Here is a 24276-nt window from a genome sequence, read left to right on the forward strand (position 1 = left end):
CCGCTAGAGCGACGTGCGTCCACTTGGACGCACAAAGTACGCTCTAGCACTTTTGAATCTGCGCATCGTGCTTTCCGAAAATCGATTCCGATTTTCGGGCCGATGCGCTAGGCCTCGAGGAAGTCCAGGGCCTTTTCCACGAAGGCGCCGTGATACTGGAAAATGGCCGTATGCCCGCCGTCCTCGTACAGGACCAACTCGGCATTGGGAAAGCGCCGTGCCAGGTCGACGGAATTGCTGGTGGGCACCATTCTGTCGTGATCGCCATTCACCACGAGGACCGGGTGCCGGATACGCGATAGGTCGGCAGGGCGCTCCTGGCCAAAGGCACGGACTGCCTTGAGCTGCTGGTTGAAGGCGCCGAGCGCGATGGGTTTGTCGCGGTCATTGGTCCGTTCCTTCAATCGCTGCAGAAACGCGCGCGCCGCCCTCTTGCCGTTGGGGCTTTGGGTGAAGAAGAGGTAGTTCTTTGGATCCTTGATGGTCAGCGCGGCGCGGATCATGTCGAAGATGGTGACGAACGTCACCCTGTCGATGCCGGCACCCCCGGCTGGGCCGGTTCCGGCGAGGATGATCTTGCGAACCAGACCAGGTTCCAGCTGAACAATCGCCTGGGCGATGAAGCCGCCAAGAGATAGGCCGAGAAGATCGACCTGCTCGAAACCGAGGGCCCGGATGAAGGCGATCGCGTCGCGGGCCATCGCCTCCACCGTGTTGGGAGTGGAGCCGCCTGATGCGCCAACACCACGGTTATCGAAGGTAATAACTCGCCGTTTTGCGGCAATGCCATCGACCACCCGGGGATCCCAATTGTCGAGAACCGCACTCAGATGGGTAAGAAAGATCACCGGTACCCCGGTTGTGGGCCCGAGTTCCCGGTAGGCGAATTTCGTACCGCCGACGTCGACCGTTTTCGTCGGCACGTCCCTGTGTTTGATGATCGCGGCAGGTCGCGATAGCTGATGCACGTTCATGATGGTTTCCTTTCTTGTGGCTTGTCGTTCTCGCGGGGCTGGAGCAGCGCCTTCGCCGCCACCGAGCCAGCCTCAAGAATGCGATCGGACAGTTCGGTCCCGTTCACCGCGCGCGACAGCTCAAGCGTGCCGATCAGGGTCGCAAAGACGCCGAACGCGACATCTTCGGGATCGCGGGCGTCGGGCGTGAGTTCGGCCGCCACCTGGCGTACGAGCTTCAGCAGGTGTTCGGCGTAGACTTGGCGCGTATCGGCCGGCTCACGCGCAATTTCGGGTAACAGCGCGGCTGAAGCGCAACCTTTGCCGGGATTGTCCCGGTGTTCCGCCGACAGATACGTGTCAATGGCCATTGACAAGCCGCCGGCGGCCAACAGCTCTTGAATCTGGGTCGCCTGAACCTCCAGGGCCGCCGCCACACTCTCGCGCACAAGCGCCGCCTTGGACGGAAAATGGGGATAGAAAGCTCCATTGGTCAGCCCCGCTTCGCCCATGATGCCGGCGATACCTGATGCAGCGATGCCGTCGGAACGAAACCGTTCGGTCGCAACATCCATAATCCGCTGCCGCGATGCGTCTTTCCTGCCCTTCTCGTAACGCATGTTTTTTCTCCTTCGATCAGCTATTGCATTACGGTCATATTATCACTAAATGATCGTAATGCAATAGGGACACGTCGCTCCGGGTCTCCTCAATTTGGGAAAGCAACAATGAAGGCCTTCATCGTCGATCGATACGCAAAGAACGCTCCCCTGCGGCTTGGAGAGGTTCCGGAGCCGGAAGTAGGGGAGAATGACGTGCTGGTGCAGATCCATGCCGCCAGCCTCAATCTGCTGGACTCCAAGATCAGGGACGGAGAATTCAAACTCATTCTGCCATATCGCCGGCCCTTCGTTGCAGGCCATGACGTGGCCGGAACGGTCATTCGCGTCGGCTCGAAAGTCCGACAGTTCAAACCGGGCGACGAGGTCTATGCGCGACCACGCGACGGTCGGGTCGGGACTTTCGCCGAGCACATCGCCATTAATGATGCGGACGTGGCCCTGAAGCCGAAGAACCTCAGCATGGAAGAGGCTGCGTCCATTCCCCTGGTGGGGCTAACCGCTTGGCAGGCGCTGGTTGAAAGGGCGAAGCTGAAGAAAGGACAGAAGGTCTTCATTCAGGCTGGTTCCGGCGGAGTGGGAACATTCGCCATTCAATTGGCAAAGCACCTCGGCGCGACGGTCGCCACGACAACCAGCGCGTCCAACACGGATATGGTCAGGAATCTGGGCGCCGATGTCATCATCGACTACAAGAAGGATGACTTCGAGAAAGTCCTTTCGGGCTACGACGTCGTCCTGAACAGCCAGGACAACAAGACCCTCGAAAAGTCGCTGCGTGTGTTGAAGCCGGGTGGTCTCGCCGTTTCGATCTCCGGTCCGCCCGACGCTGCGTTTGCCAGGGAGAAGGGTCTGAACGTGGTGCTGAACTTGGTCATGCGCGTTTTGAGCGCCGGCATCAGGCGGCGGGCCAAACGCGCAGATGTCCGATATTCGTTCCTGTTCATGGCGGCCAATGGCGAGCAGTTGACCAAAATCACGTCTCTCGTCGAGTCGGGCATCATCCGCCCGGTCATAGATCGGGTCTTCCCGTTTGAGCAGACCAATCAGGCCTTGGCCTACATCGAGCAGGGCCGCGCCAAGGGCAAGGTTGTCATCAAGGTGAAATAGCTTTGCAAGGCTTCAGGCGACGATCTTCGTTTCCGGCAATCCTAATGCCGCAGGATCTTGCTCAGGAAGGCGCGGCTGCGGTCGGTCTTGGGGTGCGAGAAGAACTCGTCGGGCGTGCCGCTCTCGACGATGGCGCCGGCATCCATGAACACCACGCGCTGGGCGACCTTGCGGGCAAAGCCCATCTCGTGGGTCACCACCATCATCGTCATGCCTTCCTCGGCGACCGCGACCATGACGTCGAGCACTTCCGAGATCATCTCGGGGTCGAGCGCCGAGGTCGGCTCGTCAAACAGCATGATCTTGGGGCGCATGCCGAGGCAGCGGGCGATCGCCACACGCTGCTGCTGACCGCCGGAGAGTTGCGCCGGATAGGCGTTGACCTTGTCGGCAAGGCCGACCTTGGCAAGCAGCTCGCGCCCGGCCTTCTCGGCTTCAGCGCGCGGAATCTTGCGCACATGGATCGGCGCCAGCGTCACATTCTCAAGCGCCGTCTTGTGGGGATAAAGGTTGAACGACTGGAAGACGAAGCCGATCTCGGTGCGCAGCCGCGTCATGTTGGTGGCGGGGTCGCCGAGACGCTGTCCGTCGACCACCAGGTCGCCGTCGCGGATCGTCTCCAGCCCGTTGATGCAACGGATCAGCGTGCTCTTGCCCGAGCCGCTCGGGCCGCAGACGACGACCACTTCGCGCGGCTCGACGCTGAGCGTGATATCCCTCAGCACATTGAGCGTGCCGAACCATTTGTTGACGCCGCGAAACTCGATCATGCCGGTACCATTTTTGCTGCGGTTCGACGTCATAACTGCACCTCGCCATGGGCCGCACCCATGCGCTGCTCCAGCCGGCGGGCCAGCATGATCAGCGGATAGCAAACGATGAAATAGCCGAGGCCGACGAGGAAGAAGACCAGGAGGCCATTCGGCACACGCTGCACCACCAGCCAGCCGACGCGGGTGAGGTCGGTGAGCCCGATGGCTGAAACGACCGAAGAATCCTTGATCAGCAGCACATACTGCCCGACCAGCGGCGGCAGCACGATGCGCATCGCCTGCGGCAGCACCACCTGGCGCATGCGCTGCCAGCGCGACAGGCCGGACGCCAGCGCCGCCTCGACCTGGCCGGTCGGCACCGAGCGGATGCCGGCGACGACGATCTCGCAGATGAAGCAGGCGGCCAGATTGGTCAGCGCGATGATGCCGGCGGTGAAGGCGTCGAGCTCGATGCCGAGTTCCGGCAGGATGAAGAAGATCAGGAAGATCTGCACCAGGAACGGCGTGCCGCGGATCAGGTCGACCCAGGCGCCGATCGCCCCGCTGATCAGCCGGTTGCCGCCGGTCCGCAGGATGCCGAGGCCAAAGCCGATCAGCGTGCCCAGCACCAGGCTGATCAGCGACAGCATCACGGTCATGCCGAGGCCGCGCAGGGCGAGGGGATAGCTGCCGGCGATGCTTTGCAGCTGCTGCCAGATCATGTCCGTGCCCCCGCTAGGCCGAGCCAGCGCCCGGACAGCGCCGCCAGTCCCTTCAGCCCGTAATAGAGCAGGAGGTAGAAGGCGGCGATGGTGATAAAGCCCTCCGCCGGCATGAAGCGGTCGGAGGCGAGCAATTGTCCGGCGCGCGTCAGCTCGGCGACCGCGATCAGCGACAGCAGTGCGGAATCCTTGACCAGAACGATCGCCTGTCCGAGCAGCGGCGGGATCGTCACCTTGAACGCCTGCGGCAGGATGACCAGGCGCATGCGCTGGACATAGGTCATCCCCGAAGCGACGCCGGCCTCGACCTGACCGCGCGGGATCGACAGGATGCCGGCGCGGATGATCTCGGCGACATAGGCGCCGCTGTTCAGCGACAGAGCGAGGATGCCGACGACGAGCTCAGGCAGGATGATGCCGAGCCGCGGCAGGCCGAAATAGAGGAAGTAGAGCTGCGCCAGCAAGGGGGTGGCGCGCACCGCGTCGATATAGGCTTTGGCCGGGATTCGGAACAGCCGCCCGCGCTGCAGGTTCATGGCGGCGAGCCCAATGCCGACGGCGAGTGCCCCGGCAAAGGAGAGGACAGACAGCCACACGGTCGTGACGAGGCCCTGCCCGAACAAGGGCAGATATTCGACGATGGTGCGGAAGCTGAAGTTTTCGAGCATCGCTGGACGGATTTCCCCCGGGCGAAACGGATTCCGGGCGGCTTCGCGGCGCCGGGGCGCGCGCGAAACCGCTCGGATCTATCGCTGCTTAGTGGTCTTTCTTCCAATCTTCGGAATTGACCCAGTAGTCGAGGTTCTTCTGCAGGCGGCCGTCGACGCTGACCTGGTCGAGGAACAGGTTCATCCAGACCAGCAGGTCCGGCTCGTCATAGCGGGTGGCGAAGGCAAGCGGTTCCTTCGACAGCAGGTCCGGCATGATGGTGAAGCTGCCGGCCGGATAGGCGGTCGACTGGCCTTTCACCGCCGAGACGTCATTGACGCCGCAATCGGCTTGGCCGTTGTTGACGGCGTCGAGCAGCAGCGGACCGCCGCCCTTGTAGCTCTTGATGTCGGCATCAGGGAAGGCGTTCTTGGCTTCCTTCTCGCCGGTGGCGCCGAGCAGCACGGCGATCTTGGTGCCCTTGGCCTTGCAGTCCTCGGTGGTCTTGAACTTGCTGTCAGCCTTGGTGAAGACGGTGCTGCCCGTATACATGTAAGGTTTGGTGAAGGCGACCTTCATGCCACGCGCCAGCGTCGGCGTCATGTCGGCGACCAGAAGATCGGCCTTGCCCGACAAAAGTGCCGGGATCAGCCCATCCCAGTCGAAGTCAAGGAAGGTGATCTTGACGCCCATCTCCTTGGCCATCAGCTCGGCGAGCTCGACCGAACTGCCGGTGCGTTCGCCGGCAGCACCGACGAGCGAGAAGGGCGGTCCCTGCGTCTGCACGGCGACGCGCAACTCGCCGCGCTTGGTGATCTCGTCGAGCGTTCCGGCGCTGGCTGCGGCAGTGAGGCCGGCGAGCGCAAGGCCTGCTATGAAAAGCTTGGCAATCTTCATTGGGCATTCCTCCTTGTTGTCGTTGTTGTTCCACTTTGTTGTTCCACCCCTTGGGGTGCTTTTTGAGCGGCAGCGCCGTTGCCGGCGGCGGCCACCGTTCGAAAATCCTTCAGTCCCAGTCGATCGTTTCGGATACCCGTATACCGCGCCGAGCCAATTCGTCGAGGAAGCGGCCGTCAGGCACATGCAGCAGCGGGTTGAGCAGGCCGGGCTCGGTGATCTCGCCCCGCGCCAGCATCTGCGCCACGATGCTTGCGGGATAGCCGACGCCGAGGCTCATGCCGAACAGGCCGGAGACGAGATCGCGTTCGATGATCAGGTCCGATGTCACCGTCTTGCGGCGGCCGCCTTCACTGCCGGTAAAGACGTTGCGCATCACGCAAAGGTCCTTTTCGTCGGCGCCATATTGCAGTTGCGGCCCGAGCAGCCGGCCAAGAAATTCGCGTGGGCTGGCGCCGACGCCGGGCACCTTGTCTTCGGAGAGGAAGCCAAGCTCCTTCAGCGGCGCCCAGAACGCCGACCAGCCCGGCCAGCGCAGCGAATAGCGGCCGGAGCGCTGCAACCCCTTGGCGGCGGCAAGCATGCCGGCATAATGCGGCGCGTCGCCATTGGGGAAGGCTTCTAGGCTGCCCAGTCCTTCGACCTCGATCTGATGGATGAAAGGATTGTCGTGCTGGCGGCCGGCCGGCACCTCGACCCGTTGGCCGTCCTCGACCACCACGCTGTCGCGGTTCTGGCTCATCAGAACCATGTCGAAGTTCCAGCTCACCTTGTAGCATAGCGGCTTGGCCATCGCCTTCGGCTCGGGGATGCCACCGCAATAGGAATCGATCGCGGTGATGGCGTCGAACTGCTTTGCGGTGCGCGCGTAGAGCACGAGGTCGATGCCGGGGTCGAGCCCGCATTCGGTCATGATCGAGACGCCGGCCTTTTGTGCCGCCGGGGCAAGGTCGGCGATCGTCTTGCCGTAATTGGTGGTGACCAGCGGCGTGCGCGTCGCGATCGCCGCCTGCACCGCCTCGCGCATCAGCGGCTGCGGCAACAGGTCGATGGCGGCGTCGACACCCACCAGCACCTCCGCCAATACTGGACCGATCGCGCCTTCGGGCACGACGAAGCGCACGCGGTCAAGGTTGGTCAGGCCGCCAAGTCGGGCTGCCCCATCCGGCGCGGTATCAATGCAGACGACTTCTTCGACACCAGCGCTGGCGACGAGATCGGCGATCGCCGCCCGGCCTTGCAGGCCGAGGCCGCCGAGAACCGCGATCTTCATGGCATTTCCTTTCGGCCAGTTTCGTCGCGCTTGTTCTCGTCCGACCAGCAGCCTTCCGGCAGGCTGACCCATTTGTTGCAGGAGGCCATGACGACGAAGGTCTCGCTGCGCACGACTTCGCCCGGCTCGCCTGCGCCGGGGATCAGCTCGCTGGTGACGCGGTAGAGATCGGCGACATCGCCGGCCACCGTCACGTCGACGATGATGTCGAAGCGTCCGGTGACCACCGAGGCCGAATTCACGAAAGGCAGCTCGCAGATACGCTGCGCCAGTTCCCGCGCCCGGCCGCGGCCCTGCGCATTGATGCCGACGATGGCCGAGATCAGCTCGGGGCGCTCCGTCAGGTTGAGCAGCCCGACGATCTTGAGCAGGTTGCGGTCCAAGAGGTTGCGCAGCCGCATGCGCACGGTCGGGACGGAGACGGCCATCTTCTCGGCGAGGCGATTGACGCCAAGCTGCGCATCCTGCGACAGCAGCTTGACCAGTCGCCGGTCGGTCTGATCGAGATGTTCCCGCAAACGCCTAGGCTTTCATAAAATGGAATTATCGAAGAAGTTTTCTTTCTGATATGAAAATAGCCTAGGGACTATTTTTCGAAACTGCAAGTGCGTTCAACCGCTTGTCAACAAGGCAGGATGGCAGGAAACTTGCAAAGCCGGGCAGCCCAGGTGGACATTACCGAGGCACGGGCTTCCCCTTGCTGTGTCTCGCCCATCGGCACTAAGCCTCAACCTGAACCAAAGGTCCTCCAAGCCCCGAAACGGAAGCTCAATGGCACAGAATATCTATGACAGGCCTGAATTCTTCGCCGGCTACAGGCAGATGGCACGCTCGGTTCACGGCTTGGACGGCGCACCCGAATGGCCGGCAATACGCGCACTGCTTCCCGATCTCGACGGTAAGCGCATTGTCGATCTCGGTTGTGGGTTTGGCTGGTTTGCCCGCTGGGCAAAGGCGCATGGCGCAAGGCATGTCCTTGGGCTGGACCTTTCCCGCAACATGATAGAACGGGCCAGAGCCGACACCAGCGACCCGGATGTCGACTATGTCATCGCCGACCTCGACCGCCTCGAACTGCCCCAGGCATCGTTCGACTTCGCCTACAGCTCGCTTGCCTTCCACTACATCGAGGATTTCGACCGGCTGGTGAAGACAGTGCATGATGCGCTCCTTCCAGGCGCGCACTTCGTCTTCACCATCGAGCACCCGATCTACATGGCACCGTCTCACCCAGGCTGGTCGGTCGATGTCGACGGCCGCAAGACGTGGCCGGTCAATCGCTATAGCGTGGAAGGTCCGCGTACCACCGACTGGCTCGCCAAGGGCGTGCTCAAGCAGCATCGCATGCTCGCAACGACGCTGAACGCGCTGATCGAAGCGGGTTTCACCATACGCCGGGTCGAGGAATGGCGCCCAACGGCCGATCAGGTCGCGCAGGCTCCTGATCTTGCCGACGAGTTGGAGCGGCCGATGATGCTGATTGTCGCGGCGCAACGTTGAGCGCCGTTTTGGTGGCGGCCTTGACGAGGCCGGTATCCCGGAAGTCGGGGGTTCTGCCAGTGCCGCAGCCGACCGAGGGCATTAACGCGGCTTCTGGATACCGGGAATGCCGCCGATCCGCTCGGCGAGAAAGTCGACCAGCAGCCGGACCCGGGCAATGCCCGCGCGCTCCGGGACGATCAGCATGCTCAGCGGTACGGGAGGCGGGGCGTAGTCCGGCAAGACCACTTCCAGCCGGCCGGCCCCCAGAAGATCGTCGACAAGCCAGTGATGGGCGGGCGCGATACCGCGTCCGGCGATGAGGGCCTCGCGCGCGGCAAGTCCATGGTCGACCCGAAATCGGCCGCCAAAAGGCACCGCATGGCGTTCGCCCTCCGGCCCCTGCAGGGCGAGCGTGTCGCTTCCCGCGATGTTCGACATCCGGATGCCTTCATGACCAGGCAGATCCTGCGGGCCAGCCGGTCTGCCCCGCGCCGCCAGATAGGCTGGCGCGGCCACCAGCAGACGCCGGGACTGCCCGAGCGCCCGTAGTTTCATCGAGCTGTCGGTGAGCGGACCGAGGCGAAGCGCGATGTCGACGCCCTCCCGCACAAGGTCGATGCGTTCGTCGGTGAGGCTGAGATCGATGCCGATGTCGGGATAGCGGTCCTGAAAGGCGAAGATCAGCCGGCTGATGTGCAAGACCCCGAGTGCCGCCGTGCAGGATATCCGGATCGTGCCGGCCGACGCGCCACGCGTGCCCCGCGCTTCATCGCCGGCTTGCTCAACGAGGCGCAGGATCTGGATGCTGTCGGCATAGTAACGGCTGCCTTCATCGGTCATCGTGACACGCCGGGTGGTCCTGCTGAGCAAGGGCACGCCGATGGCCTCCTCGAGCTCGCGCAGATGCCGTGTGACCGTCGACTGCCCAACTCCGAGCTCGCGCGCCACCGCCGAGAGGCTGCCGCGCTCGGCGACGCGAACGAAGGTGCGCATGCGCTCGAGGGTCACATCGGATCTATCCATTATTCGGCATAATCTTATGCATTATCTAGACATAGCGGATTAGCCCGGGGCTGGCTACCTTTCGCGTTCATTGTCCTTCTTCGGAGTTGACCCATGAAAGTCCTGCTTGTTTTTGCTCATCCTGAACCGCGTTCGCTCAACGGCGCACTGCGTGACGTCGCCATCAGGGAACTCGAGGCCAAGGGCCACGAGGTGCGCATATCGGACCTATATGCCGATGGCTGGAAATCCGAGGTGGACCGTGCCGATTTTCCGTCGTGGCCGCCCGAAGCACGCTTCCTGCCGGCTGGGGCCTCCAAAAAAGCTTTTGCGACCAACACTCTGACCGATGACGTTAAGGCGGAGATCGACAAGCTGCTGTGGGCCGACACGCTGATCCTCCAGTTCCCGCTGTGGTGGTACGCCATGCCGGCGATCCTCAAGGGCTGGGTCGATCGGGTGTACGCCTACGGCTTCGCCTATGGCGTCGGCGAGCATAGCGACAAGCGGTGGGGTGACCGCTTTGGTGAGGGAACGCTCGCCGGCAAGCGCGCGATGCTGATCGTGACCACTGGCGGCTGGGAAGAGCATTACTCCGCCCGCGGCGTCAACGGCCCGATCGACGACCTGCTGTTCCCGATCAATCACGGGATTCTCTATTATCCGGGCTACGACGTGCTTCCGCCGTTCGTGGTCTACAGAGTGGATCGTTTCGGGGAGGCCGATTTCGAGCCTGTCGCGGAGCGCCTGCGCGAAAGGATGCGGACGCTCGAGACAACCCGGCCGATTCCCTATCGGCAGCAGAATGGCGGGGACTATCACATCCCGAGCATGCAGCTCCGCTCCGAACTGGGCGACCCGGGCGCCGCAGGTTTCGCGCTTCACGAGGACCGTGCCGGCGCCACCGCCAAGTCGGCGACGCCGCGTTCGACTTTGCGGGACGTGGCCTGACGCAAGGTCCCGAAAAAATCGGGCAAGGCGCCCGAAACCTATGGGATGAATCAGCGACCGGCCCGGAAGATCGCCACCGCCGCGGCCGTCAGTGCGGCGTTGCCTGATGCCGTAGTGCCGTCCGGAAGCGCCTTGCCGTCTTCCAGCCCGACACGCGTCGACCAGTTCCGCTCCGCCGCCCTGCGCACGAACGGCCACACCGTGGCGTCGGCGCCGTGCAGCAAGATGGCGCGACGCAGCCCGGCGCGGTCGAGCACCGCCGCGATACCGTCGCTGACCTCCTGTGCCACGTCCAGTTCCTGCTCCGATATCTCGATCAGGATGCGCAGCACCTGGCTGCCATGGTCGAGGCGGACCAGGCGCTCGGCGTCAGCGACGGAGGCGAGCCCGGCCTCGATGCCGATGCCGCGCTGGCGCAGTCTCTGCATGACCTCGGGCGCGGCCTTCTCGCTCAGATTGACGGAGGCATAGTCGGGCAACTCGGTCCAGCCGGCGATCGCCGCCAGCGTGCGCTCATCGTCGTTCTCGATCCAGGCGCCGGTCGATACGCCGATCAGCGTTCCTGGGCAGGCGCGGCGCAGCGCCAGCATGGTCGGGTCCATAGCCTCAGGCGCGAGGCTTTCGCGGCCATCGAGCCCGCGCGCATGGACATGCAGCTCGGCCGCACCGGCGGCCACGCAGGTCGCGCCGTCTCGCGCCATGGCGTCCGCGTCAAGCGGCAGTTGAGGGTGGAAGTCGGCGTTGCGTGCGCCATTGATGCAGGTCTGGACAATCATGGAGGCGGCGGCCTGGTTGCGGATGCAACCAGTCTAGCGCACGCCCCCGAAATCTGGAATCGGGTTCGGCGCGCCTCCTGACAGACGGATGCGGCCTGACCCAAAGCAATCCGGCAGGATGTGCCTCTATCATCCTTGTTCAGTCACGATCTTGTTGGCAGGCGAGATATGGGTATTTGACGCATATTGGGAACTCAAGCAGCACTGCTGGGACCGGCTAGCTTGACGATCGTTGGCGAATGCTGCGGTATCCGGCCCCATGCCCGGCCGGCCGAAAGGATATTTGCGAATGAGTGAGCTCAAGGTCAGGACCCGACCGACCGGCGCGGTTGCCGTGCTGTCGCCGGGCAGCTTGCCCGTCGTCACCACGCCGACCGGCGGCATGGTCGACGTCGTGACCGGTGCCAGCGCGCCGGGCTTCAATCCGCTCGACCTTCTCTATGCCTCCGTGGCCGCCTGCATGGTGCTGAGCGCCCGGATCGCTGCCACGCGCATGGGTGTCGCTGCCAGCCTCGGCGAGGTCCGCGCCGATGTGAGCGGCGAAAAGGCGGAGGGCGATGTTTCCCGCATCGGCCGCTTCACCATCACGCTCGATATATCGGGCGATCTCGACGAGGCCACGAAAAGGCGGATCGTCGAGGACGCCGAAACGATCTGCACGGTCAGCAACACGCTGCGTGAGACGCCCGAGCTTGTCACCATGCTCGCCGGCTGATCGCATCCTGATTGCCCAATTTCACGCATCCTCCGAGGCCGCCCATGGCACGCATTTCCCCGATCGACTATGACGCCGCCTCGCCTGAATTCCGTGCGGCGCACGACGAGGAACTGCGCTTGCGCGGCAGGATGACGAATATGAAGCGCACCCTGCTGCATTCGCCGGCCGCCCATCGCATCTATGCCGAGTGGTTCACCTTGCGCGACCTGCTGCGACCGGATCTCGACGATCGCGCCATCTGGCTGTTTTCGCTGACGATTTCCGCGGCGTGCCGGGCCGAGGTGCCGGTGACCTTTTTTCGCCGCGCGCTGATCGATATGGGGCTCGATCCCGACAGCATCGAGCCGACAGCCGATGAAGCGCTGCTAATTGCCTTCGGCAAGGCCATCGCGACCGACGCCAATGCCATTCCCGATGAGATCTGGGCCGAACTGAAAGCCCGCTACGATGAGCCGCTGCTCGTCAACCTGGTCGCTTTCGCCGGCATCATGGTGGCGACGACCGTGTTCACCAATGCGGTGAGCGTCGACCTCGATCCGGAACTCGAAGCTTACCGCAAGAAGGCCTGAGGCAATCGAAGCCGCCGCGCTGGGCGACCTTTATCTGGAAAACTCGCTGCGCACGATGCCGTGGCGCTGGAGCTTGTCGTAGAAGGTCTTGCGCGGAATCCCCAGCGCTTCGATCGTGCGCCTGACGTCGCCCTCGTTGCGGCCAAGCGTCTCGCGAATGATGTCGGCCTCGTAGCGCTCCAACCGCTCCGGCAGCTTCATGGCGGCATCCGGCTCAGCTGGGGCAGGGGATGGCGTCGCAGCGTCTTCCTCCAATCCAAGCACAAGCCGCTCGGCGAAATGCGCGAGCTCGCGCACATTGCCCGGCCAGTCATGCTCCCTGAGATGGCGGTGCACCGCGGCCGGGACAGTCGGCACCGGGCGCCGGAAGCGGGCGGCGGCGCGCTCGGCGAAATAGAAGAACAGCAGGGCGACGTCGTCGCGGCGCTCGCGCAGCGGCGGAATGGAGATCGTCACAACGTTGAGCCGGTAGTAGAGGTCCTCGCGGAACGTTCCGCGCTGGCGCGGATCGCCGAGATCGACCTTGGCGGCCGCAACCACGCGCAAATCCACTGGCCGCAACTCATTGGTGCCGAGCGGGGTGACCTCGCGCATTTCCAGCACGCGCAGCATCTGCACCTGTGTCGAGACCGGCATGCTTTCGATCTCGTCGAGGAACAGCGTGCCGCCGCTGGCGTGCTCGATGCGGCCGATCCGCTTCTTCTGCGCGCCGGTGAAGGCGCCGGCCTCGTGGCCGAACAATTCGCTCTCGATGACCGTCTCGGGCAGCGTGCCGCAATTCAGCGCAACAAAATTGCCCCTGGCGCGGCGGCTCCAGCGATGCAGAAGGCTCGCCACCACCTCCTTGCCGGAGCCGGTCTCGCCGGTCACCAGCACGTCGACATCGGTGTCGGCGATCTGGCGCAGCGTGCGGCGCAGCCTTTCCATCGCCGGCGTCTGGCCGATCAGCGGCAAGCCGTCCTGCGCTTCTCCGGCCGCCTCGCGCAAGGCGCGGTTTTCCATCACCAGGCGGCGCTTTTCCGCCGCGCGGCGCACGCTCTGCACCAGCCGGTCGGCGGCGAAGGGTTTTGTGATGAAGTCGTAGGCGCCGTCCTTGATCGCCTTGACCGCCATGGCGATGTCGCCATGCCCGGTGACCAGGATGACCGGAATGTCCGCGTCCAGCCGCAGGACGCGGTCGAAAAGCAGCAAGCCGTCGATCTCCGGCATCCTAATATCCGACACCACCACGCCGGCAAAACCGGCGTCGAGCCTGGCCAGCGCCTCGGCCGCCACCGAAAAAGCCGATACCGAAAAGCCGGCAAGCTCCAGCGTCTGCGCGGTGGCCCTCAAGAGATCGCTGTCGTCATCGATCAGGATGACCGGCGCTGCGTTGTCGTTGGTCATGCCGCCTTGGCCATTACGCTGCTTTCAAGAGATGGATGGTGAAGCGGGTGCCGCTGTCGTCGCTCGAAACCTCGATGCGTCCGCCATAATCGGCGACGATATCCTTCGAGATGACGAGGCCAAGGCCGAGGCCTTTTTCCTTGGATGTGTTGAATGGCGTGAACAGCGATCTAAGGATTGCGGGCGGAATGCCCGGTCCGTTGTCGGACACGCCGACCGTCACGCCGTCCGCCGTCTCCTCGACCGAAACCCGCACCTTTGCGTCGTCGCGGCCCTCCAGCGCCTCCAGCGCGTTCTGGAAGAGGTTGATCAGCACCTGTTCGAGCCTGACCCGGTTGCCCATGACCTTGAGGGCAGGCGGCGGCAGGTCGATGGCCAGTGCGTCGAGCCGGCCGGCAAAGCGGCTTTTCAAGAGCACGACGGCGCCTTCGATGACGTCGCGCAATTCGACAGGTTCGGCGGCGGTGCGGCCCTTGCGGGCAAAGGCCTTCAATTCTTCGGTGATGGTGCCGATGCGTTCGGTCAGCGCGGCTATGGCGCCGAGGTTTTCCTCGGCCGGCGCTGTCTGCTTGCGGTCGAGGAAGGTGCGGGCGTTGTCGGCATAGGCGCGTATGGTGGCAACCGGCTGGTTGATCTCATGCGCGACGCCCGCGGCAACCTGGCCGAGGATGGCGAGGCGGTTCGCCTGGACGAGATCCTGCTGCACCACCTGCAGCTTGGCTTCGGTGCTGCGGTGACCTGATATCTCGGCCTGCAGCCGGTCGCGGGCGCGGCTCAGATCCTCGGTCCGTTCGACGACGCGGCGTTCGAGCTCGGTGCGCGCCGCCTGTTCGGCGGCGATCCGCATTTGTCCCGACTGCCGACGCCACAACAGATACGCAGCAAGGCCGAGCAACGGGACAACGACGCCGAGTGCAAGGAGCCGCATTTCACGGACCGCGGCGGCGATCGGCGCTTCAGCCGGAACGAGATAATCGAGCCGCCAGGGGGTCGAAGGGACCGGTGTGGAAAGCCTGAGATATTCCGCGTCGCTGCCGCCGGGCGTCACCGCGTGGACGATCGAGACGTCCGGGCTGAGTGCCTGGGCGCGCGTGATCGGCAGCGGCATCAGCGGTGCGTCGCCGAACTGCTGGCTGTTCTGAATGGCGGCAAGATCAGGCCCGGCCAGCGGCGTCGCCGTCATGAAGCGCCAGGACGGCACGCTGGTGATCAGGACGACGCCCTCCTCGTCGCTGACATAGGCCGGGCGGTTTGCCTCGTGCCAGTCGGCCTCGAGCTGATCGAATTCCGCCTTGACAACGACGACGCCGAGCGGGGCGGCAGCGTCGCCGACGCGGCGCGAGATGTAGAGGCCGGGGCGTTTGCTGACATTGCCGAGCGCGAAATATTCGGCAGTTCCGGCCTGCATCGCGCCGGAGAAATAATCGCGGAACCGGTAGTCGTTGCCGACGAAGCTGATCGGCTCTCGCCAGTTGCTGGAGGCGATCGCCAGCCCGTCGGTGCCGATGACATAGAGCACCGAAGCCTTGGTGCCGGAGACCAGCCCGTCGAGCTTGCGGTTCAGCACATCGACCGCCGCAATGCTTTTCTGCGCCAGCGCATCGCGCACCTGCTGGTCTTCCGACAAAAGCAGGGGCAGGGCGCGCGGGCTTTCCAGCACGGCGCGCAGCAGCGCGATCTTCAGATTGGCATCGGTGCGGCCCTGCGCCGCCAGTGCCCCGAGCTCAGTGGCGCGGCCATAAAGGCCGGCGCCGTGAAGTGCGGCCGTGGCGATCGCAAGGGCGATGGCCGCAAACAGCAGCCAAGCACGGCGCGCCCGCCTGCCGAGTTGCTCGGGCGTCGACGGCAAGGCGGCGGCGGGGCGTTGCAGCATCACACATTTGTGCATGATTTCGCACAAAGCACAATTCGGCTACGCGAATATCCGCACTTTCTGTGCGCGAGACGAAACCTTGGGTCCGAGAATATTCAATAAAATCAAACGGTAGGCTCTTTTCCGCGCACTTGGCACGGCAGTTGCAAACACGAATTCAGCGGTCGTGAGGCTGCTGGGGGTGGTCAATGCAATTGCTCCGGGAGGTCGAGCTTTCGATCGGAGCACAATGGAGGACGTCATGCAGACAGCATTCGCTGCCGCCGAGCCGCGCGGCAAACTTCCCTTCTACCGGCATCTCTATGTGCAGGTGCTGGCGGCGATCGCCGCCGGCGTGCTTCTCGGCCACTTCTATCCCGAAACCGGTGAGGCGATGAAACCGTTCGGTGACGCCTTCATCAAGCTGGTGAAGATGGTGATCGCGCCGGTGATCTTCCTGACGGTGGCGACCGGCATCGCCGGCGTTTCCGACCTGCAGAAGGTCGGCCGCGTCGCCGGCAAGGCGATGATCTATTTCCTGGTGTTCTCGACGCTGGCGCTTGTCGTCGGTCTCGTCGTCTCCAATGTCGTCCAGCCCGGCGCCGGCATGCACATCAATCCGGCCACGCTCGACGCCACGAAGGTGACGGGCTACGCCGAGAAGGCGCATGACACCACCATCGTCGGCTTCCTGATGAACATCATTCCCGATACGATCACCGGCGCTTTCGCAAAGGGCGACATCCTGCAGGTGCTGTTCTTCTCGGTGCTGTTCGGCGTTGCCTTGGCCATGGTCGGCGATCGCGGCCGTCCGGTCGTCGATTTCCTGCAGGCGCTGACCACGCCGATCTTCCGCCTCGTCGCCATCCTGATGAAGGCCGCGCCGATCGGCGCCTTCGGCGCCATGGCCTTCACCATCGGCAAATACGGCATCGGCTCGATCGCCAACCTCGCCATGCTGATCGGCACATTCTACCTCACCGCGCTGCTGTTCGTGCTGGTGGTGCTTGGCGCAGTTGCCCGCTACAACGGCTTCTCGGTCCTGGCGCTGATCCGCTACATCAAGGAGGAGCTGCTGCTGGTTCTCGGCACCTCGTCCTCGGAAGCGGCACTACCGGGCCTGATGGCCAAGATGGAGCGTGCCGGCTGCAACCGCTCGGTGGTCGGGCTGGTCATCCCGACCGGCTATTCCTTCAACCTCGACGGCACCAACATCTACATGACGCTGGCCGCGCTGTTCATCGCTCAGGCGACCGACACGCCGCTCACCTTCGGCGACCAGATCCTGCTGCTCGCCGTCGCCATGCTGAGCTCCAAGGGTGCCGCCGGCATCACCGGCGCCGGCTTCATCACGCTGGCCGCGACGCTTTCGGTGGTTCCCACCGTGCCGGTTGCCGGCATGGCGCTGATCCTCGGCGTCGACCGCTTCATGTCGGAGTGCCGGGCGCTGACCAACTTCGTCGGCAACGCGGTGGCGACCGTGGTCGTGGCGCGCTGGGAAGGGGAACTCGACCAGACCAAGTTCGCTGCCGCAATGGCCGGCGACTTGCCCGAGGAAGCCGACCTGTCGCTGCCCGGGCTGCAGCCCGCCTGATCGTTCAGGCTATCAGCACGCAAGGCCCGGAGCCGGCTCGCCGCCGGCTTCGGGCTAGCCGCTGCCCATCTCCAACATCTGCGATTATCCATAGGCCACGCCGCTGCGCGCCTGCCTCAATGTAACAGGCTTGTGAGCCTTGTTCTTGGCGCGGGGCTTGTCCCAGCCGCATTTGAAGGCCAGTATCCGCCATGCCTTCAAGGCGCTCGTCCACTTCGATCCCGACCTGATCGCGACCGAAGGCGAGACATTTCCGTCGGGCTCGGTTGCGACCGGCCGAAACCGTCGGAGCTTTTGCTGCCGCCAACCGCAACCTTGACCAAGGCGGCAGCCTCGAAGGCAATGGCGGCCTCAATACGAAGTCGCAAGAGACGTGACCCGTCTCCTGACGGAAGGCGCAGGCTTTCCTCTCAGGAACTCGTCGCGCTTGAAGAGGGGGGCGGCCCGTGAGCGGGCTTTGCCGAAACCAAAGCAAGATGCGAGGTCAAACGCGATGCAGTCTGCACCGAGGACTCCGGTATCCATCATCATCCCGAACTACAATTACGCGCGTTTCCTCAAACGCAGCATCGACAGCGCCCTGGAGCAGGACTACGCGGACGTCGAAGTCATCGTCGTCGACGATGCATCGCAGGACAATTCCACGACAATCATAGAATCATACCGCGACGAGATCGTCGCGTGTCCGCGAGCGCAAAATGGCGGGCATGCGGCGGCATTCAACACCGGCTTTGCGGCAAGCTCCGGCAAGATCGTCCTCTTCCTCGACGCCGACGACTACCTCTATCCGACCGCCGTTTCCACGATCGTCGACACCTGGGATGCGGCAACGGCCCAGGTGCAGTCCAGGCTGCATATCGTCGACGAGCGGCAACGCATCAAGGACGTCTTTCCGCCGCCCGAATTGCCCTTCGACAGCGGCGACGTCATGCCGAAACTGCTGCACAAGGGCCGCTATCAAACAACCGTGACCAGCGGGCTGGCCTTTGACCGCGCAACCCTGGAATCGATCATGCCGATTCCGGAGCCGGAGTTCCGTCAGGGCGCCGACGGCTATCTTGCAACGCTGGCGCCCATGTATGGGCACGTCCAGTCCATCGAGGAATGCGTCGGCGCATACCGGATCCACGGCGCCAACCATTCGGTCTTCGGTGAAAAGCTCGCCGAGCGGGCGCGCTGGAGGGTAATCCACGATTTCCGCCGCATGCAGGCGTTGTCGGACCAGGCCTCCGAGATCGGCCTGACCATCGTGCCGTCGGAGGCTGTCCGCCACGATCCGGTCCACCTGGAAGAGCGGCTGGCGTCGCTGTGCGCAGACAGGCGCCAGCACCCCGTGGCCGACGATTCCCGGCTGGCGCTTGGGGCGGCCGGCGCCGTCGCCAGCCTCGAAATGACAGCGTCCCTGCGCCGGCGCGCCGTGCTTGCCGCGTGGTTCCTGTCGGTCGGGGTGTTGCCGCGGAAAATGGCGACGGCGGTCCTATCGTGGAAGCTTGACGCATCGTCCAGGCCGGCATTCCTCAGCCGTCTGTCCAAGACTATCCGCCACGCCATGGGATAGCTTGCCTTGATATAGCCGCCAACTATCCGGCTCTGTTCGGCGGCTCACTCGACCAGAACATGCGCCTCCCGCGCGGCTCCGACAAACGCATCCCTGGCGATTTCGGCTGAAACATCGCCGCTCATGGCCCGGCGGCATGCGCGCAGCGCTGAGCTGTGTTGCAGACTGCCCGCATCCCGCCAATGGCCCGCCAGTAGTTCTACTGCCTGCTGTGCGTTCAAGATGTGTCGGGTCGCGCCGGCAATGCCGACCGAAACTGACACCGGCCTGGAAAACCATCCTTGATTCATGGTGAAGCCCCTGCTGTCGAACACCCTAAAACGCATCCGATGGCACAAGGTTTCCTTGTCACCAATCACCACGGCGTGAACCCGGTGATGGAGACGTCGCCCGCTGTTCCATCTCGGAAAGACAATCGGCGACGGCACTGCGATCTGACAGGGGCAGGCCGGCTATGATGCCTGGTATGCGGAGCGTGAATGTGGACTCGCGATTCCTGGTCATCTATCCTTGCCCCATGTGTGGACGGGTCCACTAGCAGAATGTTCCTTGCCGGCTCCTGATCCACGAAGCGACGGGTAGTGAGGCGTCTTCTTTGATTTCCGGAGCTGACGATGCTCGATCCAGAAAAGGCCAGGGCCGCGTCCCAGTTGTTGGTGAGCCATTGGGAGAAGGGCACCCGTCTCGACGCCATACCCCAGGAGTTACGGCCACAAACGCGGATCGAAGGTTACGCTATCCAGTCGCATGTGATGGATCGTTCGGCGGCTCCGCTTTTCGGTTGGAAGATTGCCGCAACCAGTCTGGCCGGACAAAGGCACATCAACGTCGACGGCCCGATGGCCGGGCGTCTCCTGGCTGAAAAAGAGATTGAGGTCGGTGGGGCCATTTCCCTGGCGACGAGCAAGATGCGCGTGGCCGAGATCGAATTCGCTTTCCGTTTCGGCCGCCAACTGCCGCCTCGTCCAGCACCCTATGAAATCGCTGAGGTGATGGATGCCGTAGCGGCCTTGCACCCCGCGATCGAAATACCGGACTCACGATACGACGATTTCTGCGCAGTCGGGGCGCCGCAGCTCATAGCGGACAACGCCTGTGCCAACCTGTTCGTCATCGGCCAAGCTGCAGAAGACGATTGGCGCGACGTGGATCTCGCGAAGCACCCGGTGGTCGCTTTCGTTTCTGGAAAATCGCAGCATAACGGAACGGGGGCAGCTGTATTGGGCGATCCTCGGATTGCGCTCACATGGATCGTCAATGAACTGTCGGGCCTGGGCATAGCACTCCAGCCGGGACAGATGGTGATAACCGGCACCTGTGTGACGCCGATAAGCGTCGAGGCCGGTGACAAAGTCACCGGCGATTTAGGCAGGTTTGGCCGCGTCTCGGTGAGTTTTGTCTAAGGCGCCCCGCGCAGCCTGACCACAACACTGCGCACCACAAGCACCAGCACCGTGATGATGATCAGGATCACCGAGAGTGCTGCGATCGCCGGGTCGATGTTGTCGCGCAGGCCCATCCACATCAGCCTTGGCAGCGTGATGGCGTTGACCGAGGTGATGAACAGGGTGACGCCGATCTCTTCCCATGAGAGCACGAAGGACAGCAGGGCTGCGGTGATGATGCCGAACTTGATATTGGGCATGATGATGCGGGTGGCGCGCTCCCACACCGTGGCGCCGAGGCCGCGTGCGGCAAGGTCGATACGCCGGTCGAGCTGGCTTAGCGACACCAGGATCAGCACCGTGGCGAAGGGCACCGTCATCACCGCATGCGCCATGGCGACACCGAGCCAGGTGTCATAGCCGAAGAACGAGCTGACGCCGGAAATCGAGGTCAAAAGAAAGTAGAGCGTTATTGCCGAGACCACCGGCGGCACCACCATCGGCAGCAGCACGAAGCCGACGAGTGCGGCGGTGAAGCGCGGCTGGAACATCCACACACCAAGGCTGAAGCAGAGCGCCAGCACGGTGGAGAAAGCGCTGCTGACGACGCCGATCCTGATCGAGAGCAGGATCGAGTTGATCCAGCGCGGATCCTCGATCAGCGCCCGGTAGTGGCGCAGCGACAATTCGCCCGACGGCATCGCCAGCATGCGGGTCGGCGTCAGCGACACCGGTATGACGGCAAGCAGCGGCAACAGCAGGAACAGCGCAACCAGGCCGGCGAGGATCAGCGAGACGGGGCCGGGGCGGTAAGTGGGCATCAGATCAGCTGCTTCGGTCTGACATAGCGGAACAGCAGCGCCATCAGCGCGCCGACGAACAGCACCAGCACGACGCTGATCGCAGCACCCAGGCCCCAGTCCGGGCTCTGGAAGATGCGGAGATAGATCAGCTCGGCGATCATCACGCTGCGGCCGCCGCCGAGGATCGCCGGCGTCACGAAGAAGCCGAGTGAAAAGACGAAGACGATCAGCGCCGAGCCGATGATGCCGGAGCGGGTCATCGGCACGAAAACCGACCAGAAGGTGCGCATGCGGCTGGAGCCGAGCCCGCGCGCCGCCAGCAGCACGCGGTCGTCGAGGCCGCGCATGGAAGACGCCAGCGGAAACACAGCGAAGGGAATGAGGAAATGCGTCATGCCGACGATGACGCCGAACTCGTTGCGCACCAGCGTCAGCGGTTCTGAGATGAAGCCGATCGCCTGCAGCCACGTGTTGAACAGGCCGCGATTGGAAAGCAGCGCCACCCAGCCGAAGGCGCGCGTCAGCACCGAGATCCAGAACGGCACCAGTATGCAGAACTCGGCGACCACGCGCTGCGCCGGCGTGCCGCGCACCCACACCACGGTGATGGCGTAGGCGGCGGCAACCGAAACAATCGTGACGATCGCCGCGATGCGCAGCGTGCGGACAAATACCGACTGCACCAGCGGGTCGCTAAGCAGCGTGCCATACTGGCCGAGCCCCGGCTCGGGCAGCGTGAAGCTCCAGTTCACGACGCCGAAGAATGGCCAGGCATAGGCGGCGCCAAGGAATAGGAGCAGCGGCGCCATCAATAGCGCCGCGCCCATCCTGTCGGAGAAGTATGCTTTCATCTCGGCCCGGTTTCCCCAGGCCTATCAGGCGGAGATGATCTTCGTGTACTCGTCGAGCGCGGCCCCGTAGTTCTTGGCGTACCACTCCATGTCGAGCGCGATCTGCTTCTTCATGTTTTCCGGATCGACCGGGTTGATGCGCTTCTTGTCGGCGGGGATCAGCGCGTCGGCGGCCGGATTGGCCGGACCCTGACCGAGCTTGTCGAACATAATGAGCTGCTTTTGCGGGTCCTGGGCGCTGGCGATGAACTTCATCGCCGCGTCCTTGCCGCCGGGGTTGCCCTTAAGCACGGCGAGCGCGCCGGGCGAGATCAGGCCCTGGTCCCATATGAACTTGATCTTGCCGCCGGAATCCTGCTCGATCAGCGAGGCGCGCGTCGACCAGACGATCGCCATCGAGGCCTCGCCGTCGAGCAGCACGCTCTGGCTTTCGGCGCCGCCGCCCCAATAGGCCACGACATTCTCCTTGAAGGCGGCGATCTTGTCATGCGCGCGCTTGAGGTCGAGCGGGTAGAGCGAGGCCGGCGCGATGCCATCGGCAAGCAATGCGGCTTCCCAGCTCGACACGCCCCATTTGTAGAGCGAGCGCTTGCCGGGGAATTTCGCCACGTCGAAGAAATCGGCCATGCCGGTTGGTGCCTGGCTGCCGAATTTCTCGGAATCATAGGCGATGACATAGGAGAAGAAATAGGTCGAGGCGGCGTGCTCCCAGCCGAACCCCTCGCGCATCTTCTTCTTGTCGACGATCGAATAGTCGATCGGCTCGAGCATGCCTTGGCTGCCCAGTGTGATGGCCGAGAACGGATCGACGTCGACCAGGTCCCAGGTCGGAGCGCCGCTCTTGAACTGCGCGGCGATCGCGCCCTCGGTCGGGCCGGAGCCGTCCATCTTGACGGTGATGCCGGTCTCCTTGGTGAAGGCCTGGCCATAGGCGGCGTCATAGGCGGTGATGGCGTCGCCGCCCCAGTTGACCAGCACCAGTTGCTTGGCTTGCGCGAAGGCACCGGTCGAGCGCAGCAGCATCGGCGTGCCGGCCAGCACGAGTGCAGCCAGCTGCGTGAACTGCCGACGCGAGATTTCGCCGCGCGCCGCCCTGGCGGACAGCGTCTCGATGGAATGTTTCTTGGTTTCATTTGTCATGTCAGTTCCCCTTTTTTTGTCGTTGATATTTCCCGAAAGTAGGCTTGGCGAATTTCAGCTTCGCCACGCCGATCGTCATTGTCCTCCGTCCGGAAGGAGGAAACCCTTTTCCGCCGGCCATGTCAGCCACACGGAATTGCCCTTGCTGAGCGCCGAGGCGGCAACCTCGTTCGGCACGGAGACCGTCACCTTGGCGCCCTGGCGTGTCGTCAGATCGAGCCGCGTCGCAGCGCCAAGATAGGTCGAGGCGACCGCGGTGGCGGCGATGCCGTTCTCGCCCGCTGCCGCTTCGGGCGCGATCGACATATATTCTGGCCGGATCGCCAGGATGGCGTTGCTGCCGACCGCGTTGGCATTGCCGCGCAGGTTGATGGTGCGGTCTTCGCACAGGCCGGTGGCGCCATTGTCGGCGTTGCGCACGCCCTTCAGCGGCAGCATGTTGATCTCGCCGAGGAACTCGGCGACGAAACGGTTGGCCGGCCGGTCGTAGACCTCGTCCGGCGCGCCGACCTGCAGCAATTTGCCGTGGTTGAAGATGGCGACGCGCGACGACAGCGCCAGCGCCTCGCTCTGGTCGTGGGTGACGAAGACGAAGGTGGTGCCCGTCTCCTGGTGCAGCCGCTTCATCTCGGCCTGCATCTGGCCGCGCAGGCCCTTGTCGAGCGCTGAGAACGGCTCGTCGAGCAAAAGCACGCCCGGCTCGAATACCAGGGCGCGTGCCAGCGCCACGCGCTGCTGCTGACCGCCGGACAATTGCGACGGCAGTTTCTTCTCGTGGCCCTTCAGCCCGACGCGCTCGATCATCTCACTGACGCGTCGCTTGATCTCGGCCGACGATTTCTTGCGCACCTTGAGCGGGAAGGCGATGTTGGCCTCGACACTCATATGTGGGAACAGCGCGTAGCCCTGGAACACCATGCCGGCGGCGCGCTGCTCGGCCGGTCGCTCGGTGATGTCGACGCCGTCGCTGTAAAGGCGGCCGTCGGTGGGCTGAATGAAGCCGGCAAGGATCATCAGGAAGGTGGTCTTGCCCGAGCCTGACGGACCGAGCAGGGTCAGGAACTCACCGCGGCCGATATCGAGCGTCAGATCGTCCAGCGCACGGAATGAGCCGAAGCTCTTGCCGATCCCGATTGCCTTGATCTCTGCGGCCCGGCCGGGTTGCTGCATCCTGCCTTTGTCCTCAATGCTGATTGAAATCGTAGGCAGGGCGGCGGCTTACCGCAACCGAATA

At 63.8% G+C, this 24276-nt stretch carries 25 protein-coding genes; 8 read left to right on the forward strand and 17 right to left on the reverse strand.

The genetic code is table 11. The annotated features are described in order from the left end of the window. Nucleotides 1-107 precede the first annotated feature (107 nt). Together EOC93_RS04255 and EOC93_RS04260 are read right to left on the reverse strand one after the other, a co-directional pair. Nucleotides 108-974: an alpha/beta hydrolase gene (locus EOC93_RS04255; RefSeq protein ID WP_095489175.1), complete on the reverse strand. Its 867-nt coding sequence runs from the start codon at nucleotides 972-974 to the stop codon at nucleotides 108-110. Next, complete coding sequence (locus EOC93_RS04260) at nucleotides 971-1573, reverse strand: TetR/AcrR family transcriptional regulator (protein ID WP_095489176.1); 603 nt, start codon at nucleotides 1571-1573, stop codon at nucleotides 971-973. Before EOC93_RS04260 ends, EOC93_RS04255 begins: the two co-directional genes overlap by 4 nt. Before the next feature lie 108 nt (nucleotides 1574-1681). On the opposite strand from EOC93_RS04260, the gene EOC93_RS04265 reads away from it, so the two are divergent. Further along, nucleotides 1682-2683, forward strand: a complete 1002-nt coding sequence (locus EOC93_RS04265) for an NADP-dependent oxidoreductase (RefSeq protein WP_095489177.1) — start codon at nucleotides 1682-1684, stop codon at nucleotides 2681-2683. A gap of 41 nt (nucleotides 2684-2724) precedes the next feature. Here the strand turns inward: EOC93_RS04265 and EOC93_RS04270 are convergent, their stop codons facing one another. The 6 genes from EOC93_RS04270 to EOC93_RS04295 all read right to left on the reverse strand — a co-directional run bounded on the left by EOC93_RS04270 (nucleotide 2725) and on the right by EOC93_RS04295 (nucleotide 7493). Then, nucleotides 2725-3453 (reverse strand): amino acid ABC transporter ATP-binding protein, encoded by a 729-nt coding sequence (locus tag EOC93_RS04270; RefSeq protein WP_095489269.1) that lies wholly within the window; start codon nucleotides 3451-3453, stop codon nucleotides 2725-2727. A 29-nt stretch (nucleotides 3454-3482) separates the two neighbouring features. Further along, complete coding sequence (locus EOC93_RS04275; RefSeq protein WP_095489178.1) at nucleotides 3483-4157, reverse strand: amino acid ABC transporter permease; 675 nt, start codon at nucleotides 4155-4157, stop codon at nucleotides 3483-3485. After that, nucleotides 4154-4825 (reverse strand): amino acid ABC transporter permease, encoded by a 672-nt coding sequence (locus tag EOC93_RS04280; protein ID WP_095489179.1) that lies wholly within the window; start codon nucleotides 4823-4825, stop codon nucleotides 4154-4156. Before EOC93_RS04280 ends, EOC93_RS04275 begins: the two co-directional genes overlap by 4 nt. An 88-nt stretch (nucleotides 4826-4913) precedes the next feature. Then, nucleotides 4914-5702 (reverse strand): ABC transporter substrate-binding protein, encoded by a 789-nt coding sequence (locus EOC93_RS04285; protein WP_127203944.1) that lies wholly within the window; start codon nucleotides 5700-5702, stop codon nucleotides 4914-4916. Nucleotides 5703-5811: 109 nt separating this feature from the next. Further along, the gene (locus tag EOC93_RS04290; protein ID WP_127203945.1) at nucleotides 5812-6975 is read right to left on the reverse strand and encodes a saccharopine dehydrogenase family protein; all 1164 of its coding nucleotides are present in this window, start codon (nucleotides 6973-6975) and stop codon (nucleotides 5812-5814) included. Further along, entirely contained in the window at nucleotides 6972-7493 is a 522-nt protein-coding gene (locus EOC93_RS04295) for an Lrp/AsnC family transcriptional regulator (protein ID WP_095489182.1), read from the reverse strand. The genes EOC93_RS04290 and EOC93_RS04295 overlap by 4 nt, the downstream gene beginning before the upstream one ends. 70 nt (nucleotides 7494-7563) lie before the next feature. Between EOC93_RS04295 and EOC93_RS04300 the strand changes: the two genes are divergently transcribed. Then, nucleotides 7564-8475, forward strand: a complete 912-nt coding sequence (locus tag EOC93_RS04300) for a class I SAM-dependent methyltransferase (protein ID WP_127203946.1) — start codon at nucleotides 7564-7566, stop codon at nucleotides 8473-8475. Between the two features lie 81 nt (nucleotides 8476-8556). Here EOC93_RS04300 and EOC93_RS04305 read toward each other — a convergent pair whose 3' ends face one another. Continuing rightward, nucleotides 8557-9480, reverse strand: coding sequence for a LysR family transcriptional regulator (locus tag EOC93_RS04305; RefSeq protein WP_127203947.1), 924 nt, complete (start codon nucleotides 9478-9480; stop codon nucleotides 8557-8559). A 93-nt stretch (nucleotides 9481-9573) separates the two neighbouring features. Between EOC93_RS04305 and EOC93_RS04310 the strand changes: the two genes are divergently transcribed. Beyond that, nucleotides 9574-10410 (forward strand): NAD(P)H-dependent oxidoreductase, encoded by an 837-nt coding sequence (locus tag EOC93_RS04310; RefSeq protein ID WP_127203948.1) that lies wholly within the window; start codon nucleotides 9574-9576, stop codon nucleotides 10408-10410. A 50-nt stretch (nucleotides 10411-10460) separates the two neighbouring features. Here EOC93_RS04310 and EOC93_RS04315 read toward each other — a convergent pair whose 3' ends face one another. Then, nucleotides 10461-11186 (reverse strand): 3-keto-5-aminohexanoate cleavage protein, encoded by a 726-nt coding sequence (locus EOC93_RS04315; protein WP_127203949.1) that lies wholly within the window; start codon nucleotides 11184-11186, stop codon nucleotides 10461-10463. Between the two features lie 289 nt (nucleotides 11187-11475). Between EOC93_RS04315 and EOC93_RS04320 the strand changes: the two genes are divergently transcribed. Together EOC93_RS04320 and EOC93_RS04325 are read left to right on the forward strand one after the other, a co-directional pair. Further along, nucleotides 11476-11901, forward strand: a complete 426-nt coding sequence (locus EOC93_RS04320) for an OsmC family protein (protein ID WP_126105573.1) — start codon at nucleotides 11476-11478, stop codon at nucleotides 11899-11901. A 44-nt stretch (nucleotides 11902-11945) separates the two neighbouring features. Further along, nucleotides 11946-12473, forward strand: coding sequence for a hypothetical protein (locus tag EOC93_RS04325; RefSeq protein WP_127203950.1), 528 nt, complete (start codon nucleotides 11946-11948; stop codon nucleotides 12471-12473). Nucleotides 12474-12503: 30 nt separating this feature from the next. On the opposite strand, the gene EOC93_RS04330 is transcribed toward EOC93_RS04325, so the two are convergent. Further along, nucleotides 12504-13859 (reverse strand): sigma-54 dependent transcriptional regulator, encoded by a 1356-nt coding sequence (locus tag EOC93_RS04330; protein WP_127203951.1) that lies wholly within the window; start codon nucleotides 13857-13859, stop codon nucleotides 12504-12506. A 13-nt stretch (nucleotides 13860-13872) separates the two neighbouring features. Beyond that, on the reverse strand, nucleotides 13873-15732 hold the full coding sequence (locus EOC93_RS04335; RefSeq protein ID WP_206532211.1) for an ATP-binding protein: 1860 nt from the start codon (nucleotides 15730-15732) through the stop codon (nucleotides 13873-13875). Nucleotides 15733-15961: 229 nt separating this feature from the next. On the opposite strand from EOC93_RS04335, the gene EOC93_RS04340 reads away from it, so the two are divergent. Further along, nucleotides 15962-17305 (forward strand): dicarboxylate/amino acid:cation symporter, encoded by a 1344-nt coding sequence (locus EOC93_RS04340; RefSeq protein ID WP_126105577.1) that lies wholly within the window; start codon nucleotides 15962-15964, stop codon nucleotides 17303-17305. 493 nt (nucleotides 17306-17798) lie between these two features. Then, on the forward strand, nucleotides 17799-18863 hold the full coding sequence (locus tag EOC93_RS04350; RefSeq protein WP_126105579.1) for a glycosyltransferase family 2 protein: 1065 nt from the start codon (nucleotides 17799-17801) through the stop codon (nucleotides 18861-18863). A gap of 44 nt (nucleotides 18864-18907) precedes the next feature. Here EOC93_RS04350 and EOC93_RS04355 read toward each other — a convergent pair whose 3' ends face one another. Continuing rightward, nucleotides 18908-19153 carry a DUF982 domain-containing protein gene (locus EOC93_RS04355; RefSeq protein WP_127203987.1) on the reverse strand — a complete coding sequence of 82 codons (246 nt, stop codon included), beginning with the start codon at nucleotides 19151-19153 and terminating at the stop codon, nucleotides 18908-18910. A gap of 324 nt (nucleotides 19154-19477) precedes the next feature. Here EOC93_RS04355 and EOC93_RS04360 point away from each other — a divergent pair, with 324 nt between their 5' ends. After that, on the forward strand, nucleotides 19478-20266 hold the full coding sequence (locus EOC93_RS04360; protein ID WP_127203953.1) for a fumarylacetoacetate hydrolase family protein: 789 nt from the start codon (nucleotides 19478-19480) through the stop codon (nucleotides 20264-20266). Here EOC93_RS04360 and EOC93_RS04365 read toward each other — a convergent pair. From EOC93_RS04365 to EOC93_RS04380, 4 genes are all read right to left on the reverse strand, one after another. Beyond that, nucleotides 20263-21069 (reverse strand): ABC transporter permease, encoded by an 807-nt coding sequence (locus tag EOC93_RS04365; RefSeq protein ID WP_126105581.1) that lies wholly within the window; start codon nucleotides 21067-21069, stop codon nucleotides 20263-20265. The genes EOC93_RS04360 and EOC93_RS04365 overlap by 4 nt on opposite strands. Continuing rightward, complete coding sequence (locus tag EOC93_RS04370) at nucleotides 21069-21902, reverse strand: ABC transporter permease (protein ID WP_095489193.1); 834 nt, start codon at nucleotides 21900-21902, stop codon at nucleotides 21069-21071. Before EOC93_RS04370 ends, EOC93_RS04365 begins: the two co-directional genes overlap by 1 nt. Before the next feature lie 24 nt (nucleotides 21903-21926). After that, on the reverse strand, nucleotides 21927-23042 hold the full coding sequence (locus EOC93_RS04375) for an ABC transporter substrate-binding protein (protein ID WP_127203954.1): 1116 nt from the start codon (nucleotides 23040-23042) through the stop codon (nucleotides 21927-21929). A gap of 75 nt (nucleotides 23043-23117) precedes the next feature. Next, nucleotides 23118-24212, reverse strand: coding sequence for an ABC transporter ATP-binding protein (locus EOC93_RS04380; RefSeq protein ID WP_126105583.1), 1095 nt, complete (start codon nucleotides 24210-24212; stop codon nucleotides 23118-23120). Nucleotides 24213-24276: the final 64 nt, after the last annotated feature.

Source organism: Mesorhizobium sp. M6A.T.Ce.TU.002.03.1.1, assembly GCF_003997275.1.
Classification (GTDB): Bacteria; Pseudomonadota; Alphaproteobacteria; order Rhizobiales; family Rhizobiaceae; genus Mesorhizobium; species Mesorhizobium mediterraneum.

Excerpts from the sequence above, each read along its gene's own strand:
- EOC93_RS04255 (WP_095489175.1), bottom strand. The coding sequence starts at position 974 with ATGAACGTGCATCAGCTATCGCGACCTGCCGCGATCATCAAACACAGG.
- EOC93_RS04260 (WP_095489176.1), bottom strand. The coding sequence starts at position 1,573 with ATGCGTTACGAGAAGGGCAGGAAAGACGCATCGCGGCAGCGGATTATG.
- EOC93_RS04265 (WP_095489177.1), top strand. The coding sequence starts at position 1,682 with ATGAAGGCCTTCATCGTCGATCGATACGCAAAGAACGCTCCCCTGCGG.
- EOC93_RS04270 (WP_095489269.1), bottom strand. The coding sequence starts at position 3,453 with ATGATCGAGTTTCGCGGCGTCAACAAATGGTTCGGCACGCTCAATGTG.
- EOC93_RS04275 (WP_095489178.1), bottom strand. The coding sequence starts at position 4,157 with ATGATCTGGCAGCAGCTGCAAAGCATCGCCGGCAGCTATCCCCTCGCC.
- EOC93_RS04280 (WP_095489179.1), bottom strand. The coding sequence starts at position 4,825 with ATGCTCGAAAACTTCAGCTTCCGCACCATCGTCGAATATCTGCCCTTG.
- EOC93_RS04285 (WP_127203944.1), bottom strand. The coding sequence starts at position 5,702 with ATGAAGATTGCCAAGCTTTTCATAGCAGGCCTTGCGCTCGCCGGCCTC.
- EOC93_RS04290 (WP_127203945.1), bottom strand. The coding sequence starts at position 6,975 with ATGAAGATCGCGGTTCTCGGCGGCCTCGGCCTGCAAGGCCGGGCGGCG.
- EOC93_RS04305 (WP_127203947.1), bottom strand. The coding sequence starts at position 9,480 with ATGGATAGATCCGATGTGACCCTCGAGCGCATGCGCACCTTCGTTCGC.
- EOC93_RS04310 (WP_127203948.1), top strand. The coding sequence starts at position 9,574 with ATGAAAGTCCTGCTTGTTTTTGCTCATCCTGAACCGCGTTCGCTCAAC.
- EOC93_RS04315 (WP_127203949.1), bottom strand. The coding sequence starts at position 11,186 with ATGATTGTCCAGACCTGCATCAATGGCGCACGCAACGCCGACTTCCAC.
- EOC93_RS04320 (WP_126105573.1), top strand. The coding sequence starts at position 11,476 with ATGAGTGAGCTCAAGGTCAGGACCCGACCGACCGGCGCGGTTGCCGTG.
- EOC93_RS04325 (WP_127203950.1), top strand. The coding sequence starts at position 11,946 with ATGGCACGCATTTCCCCGATCGACTATGACGCCGCCTCGCCTGAATTC.
- EOC93_RS04330 (WP_127203951.1), bottom strand. The coding sequence starts at position 13,859 with ATGACCAACGACAACGCAGCGCCGGTCATCCTGATCGATGACGACAGC.
- EOC93_RS04335 (WP_206532211.1), bottom strand. The coding sequence starts at position 15,732 with ATGCTGCAACGCCCCGCCGCCGCCTTGCCGTCGACGCCCGAGCAACTC.
- EOC93_RS04340 (WP_126105577.1), top strand. The coding sequence starts at position 15,962 with ATGGAGGACGTCATGCAGACAGCATTCGCTGCCGCCGAGCCGCGCGGC.
- EOC93_RS04350 (WP_126105579.1), top strand. The coding sequence starts at position 17,799 with ATGCAGTCTGCACCGAGGACTCCGGTATCCATCATCATCCCGAACTAC.
- EOC93_RS04355 (WP_127203987.1), bottom strand. The coding sequence starts at position 19,153 with ATGAATCAAGGATGGTTTTCCAGGCCGGTGTCAGTTTCGGTCGGCATT.
- EOC93_RS04360 (WP_127203953.1), top strand. The coding sequence starts at position 19,478 with ATGCTCGATCCAGAAAAGGCCAGGGCCGCGTCCCAGTTGTTGGTGAGC.
- EOC93_RS04365 (WP_126105581.1), bottom strand. The coding sequence starts at position 21,069 with ATGCCCACTTACCGCCCCGGCCCCGTCTCGCTGATCCTCGCCGGCCTG.
- EOC93_RS04370 (WP_095489193.1), bottom strand. The coding sequence starts at position 21,902 with ATGAAAGCATACTTCTCCGACAGGATGGGCGCGGCGCTATTGATGGCG.
- EOC93_RS04375 (WP_127203954.1), bottom strand. The coding sequence starts at position 23,042 with ATGACAAATGAAACCAAGAAACATTCCATCGAGACGCTGTCCGCCAGG.
- EOC93_RS04380 (WP_126105583.1), bottom strand. The coding sequence starts at position 24,212 with ATGCAGCAACCCGGCCGGGCCGCAGAGATCAAGGCAATCGGGATCGGC.